The sequence below is a fragment of the Clostridium sp. UBA6640 genome, assembly GCF_002455975.1.
Classification (GTDB): Bacteria; Bacillota; Clostridia; order Clostridiales; family Clostridiaceae; genus Clostridium_J.
This window is the reverse complement of the sequence record NZ_DKLM01000003.1, coordinates 1-7,702: the sequence shown is the minus strand read 5'-3', so window position 1 is coordinate 7,702 and position 7,702 is coordinate 1. Positions and strand designations below refer to the sequence as shown.

The 7,702-nt window shown below is 32.8% G+C and carries 6 protein-coding genes; all 6 read right to left on the bottom strand.

All coding sequences use genetic code 11. The features are described from left to right. Nucleotides 1–470: 470 nt before the first annotated feature. The 6 genes from B2W91_RS00540 to B2W91_RS00515 all read right to left on the bottom strand — a co-directional run bounded on the left by B2W91_RS00540 (nt 471) and on the right by B2W91_RS00515 (nt 7,485). A complete protein-coding gene (locus tag B2W91_RS00540) occupies nt 471–1,886 on the bottom strand; it encodes a sensor histidine kinase (RefSeq protein WP_291578309.1) in 1,416 nt (471 codons plus the stop codon). Continuing rightward, nucleotides 1,879–2,592, bottom strand: a complete 714-nt coding sequence (locus B2W91_RS00535; RefSeq protein ID WP_291578308.1) for a response regulator transcription factor — start codon at nt 2,590–2,592, stop codon at nt 1,879–1,881. The genes B2W91_RS00540 and B2W91_RS00535 overlap by 8 nt, the downstream gene beginning before the upstream one ends. A gap of 238 nt (nt 2,593–2,830) precedes the next feature. Then, nucleotides 2,831–3,025 carry a DUF6199 family natural product biosynthesis protein gene (locus tag B2W91_RS00530; protein ID WP_291578307.1) on the bottom strand — a complete coding sequence of 65 codons (195 nt, stop codon included), beginning with the start codon at nt 3,023–3,025 and terminating at the stop codon, nt 2,831–2,833. A gap of 296 nt (nt 3,026–3,321) precedes the next feature. Continuing rightward, on the bottom strand, nt 3,322–3,621 hold the full coding sequence (locus tag B2W91_RS00525) for a Dabb family protein (protein WP_291578306.1): 300 nt from the start codon (nt 3,619–3,621) through the stop codon (nt 3,322–3,324). A gap of 657 nt (nt 3,622–4,278) precedes the next feature. Continuing rightward, nucleotides 4,279–6,780: a cation-translocating P-type ATPase gene (locus B2W91_RS00520; protein ID WP_291578305.1), complete on the bottom strand. Its 2,502-nt coding sequence runs from the start codon at nt 6,778–6,780 to the stop codon at nt 4,279–4,281. Between the two features lie 39 nt (nt 6,781–6,819). Continuing rightward, the gene (locus B2W91_RS00515; protein WP_291578304.1) at nt 6,820–7,485 is read right to left on the bottom strand and encodes a DUF1232 domain-containing protein; all 666 of its coding nucleotides are present in this window, start codon (nt 7,483–7,485) and stop codon (nt 6,820–6,822) included. Between the last annotated feature and the right edge of the window lie 217 nt (nt 7,486–7,702).

The window sequence follows — 7,702 nt, the reverse complement described above, 5'->3', positions numbered from 1 at the left end:
TTTTTTCCATTATATATACAGGATCAAAAGGATGTAAGGTTCAGAAGTAAGTTAGCTTTATAAATTCCAATTTATAGAGTGAAGTAACATAATTTTAGTGATGGTTTTGTAGTATATTTCTTATTTGACGTTGTAAATTCTTTTAATAACAAATTTATAATATATAGTGCACAAGTTGGCTTACATCAAAGGATGTAAGCCTATAATTTTAAACATAGACTAAAAGTATATCTTATACCCGTCACAGTGAATTGTATCATAAATTACATGGATTCTTATTTCCTGTATTTGAGGGATTTGTGCACTCACAAGATTTTTTAATCCATTTAATCTTTCTTTCATCCACAAAAAAACGGCCTCCAATGATACTTTAATTTTATCATAGGAAGCTTCTATTATTTATAATTTACGGAGCTTTTTTTATAGACTCTAGCATATGACAATTTCAGCAAAAATTATTATAATTTGCATTAAATATATTTGTCTAAAATAATAACAAAGGTTGTCATCTCATCATTATTATTAGTATAAAGCTCTAGTTTTCCATTATGCTTTTCTACTATTTTCTTTGCTATAGCAAGGCCTAATCCTGTGCCCCCATCGCTTTTCCTTGTTTCATCGCCTCTTACAAAAGGGTCAAAAATAATATCTTTTATATGATTTGGTATTCCTAAGCCGTTATCGCCTATTTCTAAAACTATTGCAGAGAAAGTTTCTTTTATTTCTATTCTCAATTGTGTTCCTTCAGGATTGTATTTTATAGCATTACAAAGTAAATTTGAAATAGCTCTATTCATAATTTTTTTATCAAATCCAATAACTATCTCTCTTTCTGGGATACGGATATCTAATTCATATTTTTTTTCTTCCATTTCATTGTAGAATTCAGTTATTATTTCTCTGATAAACTCGCAAAAATCGGATTTTATCATGATAGGTTTATAATCAGTGCTTTCTAATTTAACAAATTCAAATAAATCATTGATAAGTTCACTTACTTGTCCACACTTATTGTAGATAGTATGATAGTATCTTTGTTTCTTATCTTCACATTCAATAAGCCCTTCATCTAGTGCTTTTGAAAAACACTGTATTGATGATATTGGGGTCTTAATGTCGTGAGAAAGATCCACAAGCATTCTAGTTTTGCTCTGCTGAATTTTTTCTTTTTCCTCTTCCGTGGTTTTTAGCTTCTCAGCCATATAGTTGAAACTATCCCTTATTGCTGCAAATTCTTTTTCCGCCTTGAATTCTAACTTAGTGTCATAATTGCCATCAGTCATTTTAGCTATTCCTTTAGTTATTTCTATTAATGGCTTATTAATTTTTTTAGATGTCCATATGCTAAATAATACTATATTTGCTATAGATAATAATAAAAAGAATATGCCTCCTTTTATAATATTGTTATATATGATGCTTCCTGTTTCATAGGAGGATTCTTTTAGGTTAATCTGAAGGTTAAAGGCAGTTGCTGGATACTTTACCAGACAGTATAAATCTTTTTTATCCTGAGATTTGAATTGTTGCAGCATTCCTACATACTTAGAGTTATTATCCATGTTTAGAATATTTATCATATCCTGCTCAGAATACTTATAAAAATCATCTTTTTTATTTCCTTTAGTATAAATAACATTCATATTTGCATCAAGTATCTCCACCCACCCCTGTACATTTTCAATATCTTTAGTATAGATGTTTTTATAATCACTTCTTACTATAGCTGTAGGGCCAAGTTTAGGAACATTTCCTTTTTCTGCAGAAGCAGTTACTTGATATATGACAAAAATAAAAGTTAGAAATATTGACATTATTACTAATAAAACAAATGCAATATATTTTTTAACTAGAGATAGGAATATGCTTTCAGTTTTTTTATTCATCAAAAACTACCTTCTTTTCAAATTTATATCCAAGCCCTTTAATGGTCTTTAAATATACTGGTTTTCGAGCATCGTCTTCAATTTTACTTCGTATGTTGCTTATGTGAACCATTATAGTGCTATCATCCTCTACAAAATACTCATCCCATGCATTTTCAAATATTTGTTTTTTAGTAAATATTCTTCCGGGTGATTCCATAAGAAGTTTAATTATCCTGTATTCTCTATATGTCAATTCAATATATTTATCTTTATGTTTAAGAGTATTTTCATCTGTATTGAGTTCAATGTCGCCAATTTTTATTATCTTGCTTACTTTATGAATTTTATCTGGATTTAAATTATAAAATCTTCTTAGCTGTGCATTTACCCTTGCTACTATTTCAAGGGGATTAAAAGGTTTTGAGACATAATCATCTGCTCCCAATCCAAGTCCAATAATTTTATCATTGTCACAGCCCTTAGCTGAGAGAATTAATACGGGAATATTACTTTTTTCCCTGATTTTTTTAAGAAGTCTAAGTCCATCTATTTCCGGCATCATTATATCTATTATAGCCATATCAATTTTTTCTTGATTAACAGCATTTAGAGCTTCAAGCCCATTGTTAGCTTTTATTACTGATAAGCCGTCATTTTCAAGATACAGCTCCAGTACTTCTAAAATTTCACTTTCATCATCAGCGATAAGAATTGAATAGGACATTCTTATATCCTCCTTCATTTGAATGTATAATTTTGCTTATTATAGTCATTTTACCATATTGAAGAGGATGAGGTTGTGATTTAATTAGTACATGCTGCTCCTTTTAATTTATCTTCTAGATATGCTCCATTGTCAGCAATGTTTTTCTTTGATGCAATAATTAATAAGAAAAATAATAATGAGTCCAATTAAGATAATAAAGTATGTCTTAAAAAATTTTTCAAATAATCCTCTTTTATCACATTTCAAAAGCTGCAAAGATACCAGCGATAACTAATATACTTCCAACTATTCGTATAATTATTAGATATATTTCTGTTGGTTCAGCTTTTGCTTTTAATTTCCATGAATCTCCGATTATCCACATTGCTTTTGGTTTTATTATCGTAATGACTCCAAAAATAATTAATAACATGCAGACTATAATATTCATTTTAAAACCTCCCTTACTCAATTTATACTAATATTATATGAGGCTAAATTTAACATAAACTTAAGGCAACCTAAAGATAACCTAAAGAAATAAAGAAGATTTTATCTAAGTAATCAAGCGCTATATAAAGAATTGAATTTATAAAGATAAGGACTAAACTTCTTAAAAAGTCTCATAAATAATCAAAAAGCCAACATAGAATTAACGTGTTGGCTTTTTGAATGATAAGTTAGTAAATATTCGTAATGAAGAAATAACTTGTCTTTGGTTTAAAGGTAAAATGATTATTAATAAAGTTACTCAATATAATCAATGCATGTTCTATTTTTCATTACAGAACCTACAAAAGAGCTAACCCTTTTATGCTCCGGATGTATTTGATAAGCTGCTAAAGCTTCTTCACTTTCAAACAAACTATTTAAAACTATATCTCTATTACTTGAAGAGAGAGCATTTATATATACGTTCAGTTCAATAATTCCATTAATTTTCTCAATTAAAGCTTCTAGTTCATTCTTGACTTTAGTAGCATTTTTTTTATTTTCTTCTTCAGAAAATCCATCTCTATAATTCCAAGTTACTATATGTCGAATCATTTTTTAACTTCTCCTTATATAAATACTATAAATACTATAAATAGTATTATTTTAACACGAATAACATTTATTTGCATTCGTAAGGCAATATTATATAGATACATTAAGCGTCGTTTTATCGTACTACATTTTATTTTTGATACCAGCATTATCGTAGGCATATTTAGAAGATAAAAGGATTTTGTAAAAGAAGTAGTAGTTTAGATGGAAAAGGGAAAATGGGTTATCTGGCGTATCAGAACAAACATCAAAGGTGTTCGAATGTTTCTAGGATTTAGATTCTAATAAATTTAGAGAATTAGTTATAAAGTTATTAGCCTGATTAGTTTATAGAAGGGGATTATTAATTAATGTGAGCTCAAAAAATAAAATCATAAATGGATAAATATGATTATGAAAAACACAAAAAAGTATCCTTGTAAAGTCATGGTTAGATAATGTTGGGGATTAAAATTATAAAATCTTTATTAAAGAATAAAAATGTATTTCTGACTTCTATCTGCAGTAATATATTCTTAAATGTTCATAGCTAACTCTTCTTTTTATAAGTTTTGTTTATTGGAACTAACTTATAAAAAGGAGAATTAGCTATGTGTTTTATACTTTTTTGTAGGTAGCTTAACCTATTGTTAATTTACCATTTTCACTATCCATAGATTAGTTTACATACGAGCGTTTTTGTAGCCATTTATTCATCCCAACTTTTGCAAGGTCAAGGAAGAAGATATAACCGACTGTGACGCCGACCACCACTGCAAAGTTTATTAATGGCAATGGGGCAAAACCCATAAAACCAGCGATAGCAGGAATGTAAACAAGTGCTACTGAGAATGCCATAAAGAATGCAATTGTGCCCATGAGCAAGCGTGAAGGCTTTGCACCCTGCCAGAAGCGTCCTTTATTCCTAACAGAAAGTATAACTAAAACTTGAGTGAAGTTGTAGAACAAAAACAGAGTGGCTTGAGTCAAAGGCGTTGATTCCGTGCCGGTAAAGAGGAAGAACAATAAATAATATATGGCGGTAAATGCACCCAAGCTCAAAGAAGTTCTGATGATGAATTTAACTTGGCTGGCTGCTTGGGGCTTGCGTACTTCTTCAATATCAACGCTGTCGGAAAATACGGCCATTAAAGGCATGTCCTGAATAATGTTCCCGATAAGGAGTTGAATAGCTAACATTGGTATATCGGCAGCAAAAACTAGATAAAAGAATATCATGGAAAAGAAATTTCCTAAATTGCCGATCATGGCGTGTTTAACGTATTTATTAATGTTGACAAAAATACTTCTTCCATATTGAATACCATCTATAATGACTCCAAGATCGTCCTCCAGTAAAACGATGTCCGCACTTTCTTTTGCAACGTCGGTGGCATTATGGACGGCGATTGCCACATCCGCCAGTTTGAGGGAAGGTGCATCGTTAATGCCATCACCTTGATAACCTACAACATGATTTTGTTTAAGATGTTTTATTATATTATATTTTTGTTCCGGTGTAACCCTTGCGAAAACAGAACATTCATTGATTGCTTTGTCTAATTGGGACTTCGTCATCTTGTCTAGCTCATCTCCTGAATAAATCCTATCACCTTCACGTATTAAACCGATTTCCCTGCCGATATTTGCAGCTATTTCCAAACTGTCGCCTGTTAAAATCTTTACTTCTATACCTAACTCTTTCGCCTTATGGATTGTGGCTTTTGCTGTTTTGCGTAATGGATCGAGCAATTTGGCAAAGCCTAGGAATGTCAGATCTTTTTCTTCTGTTAAAATGTCAAAGTCGGGGCTGAAATCAATTTCTTTGTATGCGATAGCTAACTGACGCATACCTTCCCTGCCAGACTGCTTAATTAGTTGATTATAATTCAGGCTATCGTTTGTTCGAGACAATTCAAGAAGCGTTTCAGGGGCGCCGATAACCACTAAATATGATTTGTTGTCAATTGGATTTTGAACAATAATACGCCTTCTTCTTACAGTTGGGTCAAAGGGAACAAATCCAAGCTGTGCCCAGCTTTCAACCTGAGTTTTTATAGACTTTGGTATATATTGCATAAAAGCGCGGTCAAAAGAATTTATGTGTTTTTTATTCTTGACCTGTAAATCTTCGATGGAGGCATAAGCTAACTTTTGAAAGAGCTCTTTATCCTCAGATATGATATCAGAAACTGTCAGGCGATCCTCAGTGAGAGTGCCTGTCTTATCTGTGCAGAGAATATTTACCCTGCCCATGCCTTCAATGGCAGACAGCCTTTTCACAATTACTTTCTGCTTTGCTAATTGTAGAGCACCATAAGAAAGATTTATGGTGGTGATCATCGGTAAAGCTTCAGGTACCACCGTCATGGCTAAAGCAATTGCGAAAAGTAATACCTCGCCAAAATCATTGGTGCTTTGGATAGTAAAAGCTTTAGCTGCAAGCATAAGAACAATCGTAGCACCAATTATGCGCAATAGAGAAACACTAAATTCTGTAAGGGATTTTTGGTATGGGGTTGTCTTCTTAGTGTCCTTGGATAATCGGGCGATTTTGCCCAATTCGCTTTGATTGCCGGTGGCATAAACCACACATTTACAATGGCCTCTTTCAATGACGCTGCCTGTATAAAGGATAGTGTCGTTCATATCAGTGCTGTTGTTTCCCTTGTTTACTGGAAGCGATTCTCCAGTCAATTGCGATTCGTTCACTGAAAGGTCATAGGATTCCATGATTTTTACGTCAGCGGGAACCACATCACCACCTCGTAGGATAATTGAGTCGCCCGGAACAAGCTGGCTTGCATCTATAACCACATGTTCATTGTTCCTGATTACCAGAACCTGTCGCTTAATAAGTCCAGAAAGCTTTTCAACCGCCTTGCTTGATCGAAATTCTTGAACAAAACTTAAAAATGAGTTTAACATTACAATGACCATAATAACGATGGCATCTGAATACTCACCCATGAAAACTGAAAGGGCAGCGGCAAAAATAAGAATAAAACTCAAGGGGTTAATAAATTGCCTGCAAAAAACCTTCCAGCCATTTATTTTTTCTTTAGAAAAGGTATTTTCACCGAATTGTTCCAATTTTGTTTTAGCTTGAGCCGAAGTTAGACCAGTTGGCCTGTAATCTCTGACAGCAGCTGTTATAGTAGGATTAATAACCTTAGACATACATATATCGCTCCATTCCAATATAATAAATTTTAGTATTTAATCTTTCATTCGCGAAAGTTTTTTTTCCACTATTTTTACGGCTATTGCATCATCCAAATATCCTATGGGAAAACAATAATCTGGAATCATGTCAATTGTTAAGGTGAAATAAAGAAGCACGCTGCCAATCACAGCTTTCTTATCTTCATTTATATCATCAGAGCAAAACAGGGTATAAAAGTGGTTGAGCTTATAGATTATAGCTCCCGCGCCGTCGATGGCATTTATTTTTGATGAAAAATTATCCAATATGATTTTCTCACCCTCTTTTGTTCTCGCGTATTGCTCTAGTTTATCCAATTCTTTTAGGATATCTGTAGCAACGGAGTCGAGGTCAATTTTTAAGTCATCAACAACATCCTGAATTATCTCTAAAAGGAAACTGTGACCAAGCGAATCATGTTCCATATTTGCAACACCCATTGAGTGCAGTAATTTTTTCATGGACAAACCGAGATGCTTGGAAAATTCCTGAAGATGATGGATGCTTGCGGACTGTTTGCCGGTGATAATTCTAGAAATAGTTGCTGCGCTGATACCAGATAATCTACTCAATTGGCGAATGGACATTGACTGCTGAGCCATGGACAATTTCAGTAATGTTCCTAGTTCCTCTGCTGACGCACTCAAATCCGTATCAATAGCAATATAATTTGTATCCATGATGTTCCTCCTTTCCAAACATATCGTAGTATATCCTATGCACTACGTTTCTTTTGTGTTACTTTGTTTAAGAAATGAAACAGTGTAATCAATTTTGTAACATCTATATTCGGATTCCATGAGGAACTGTGATATGAAACTATCAAAAATACGACAGTGCATTCGGAGGGGGATGTGGCTGTCACTTTTAAGAGTGGTATAGGGATACAATGTGAAA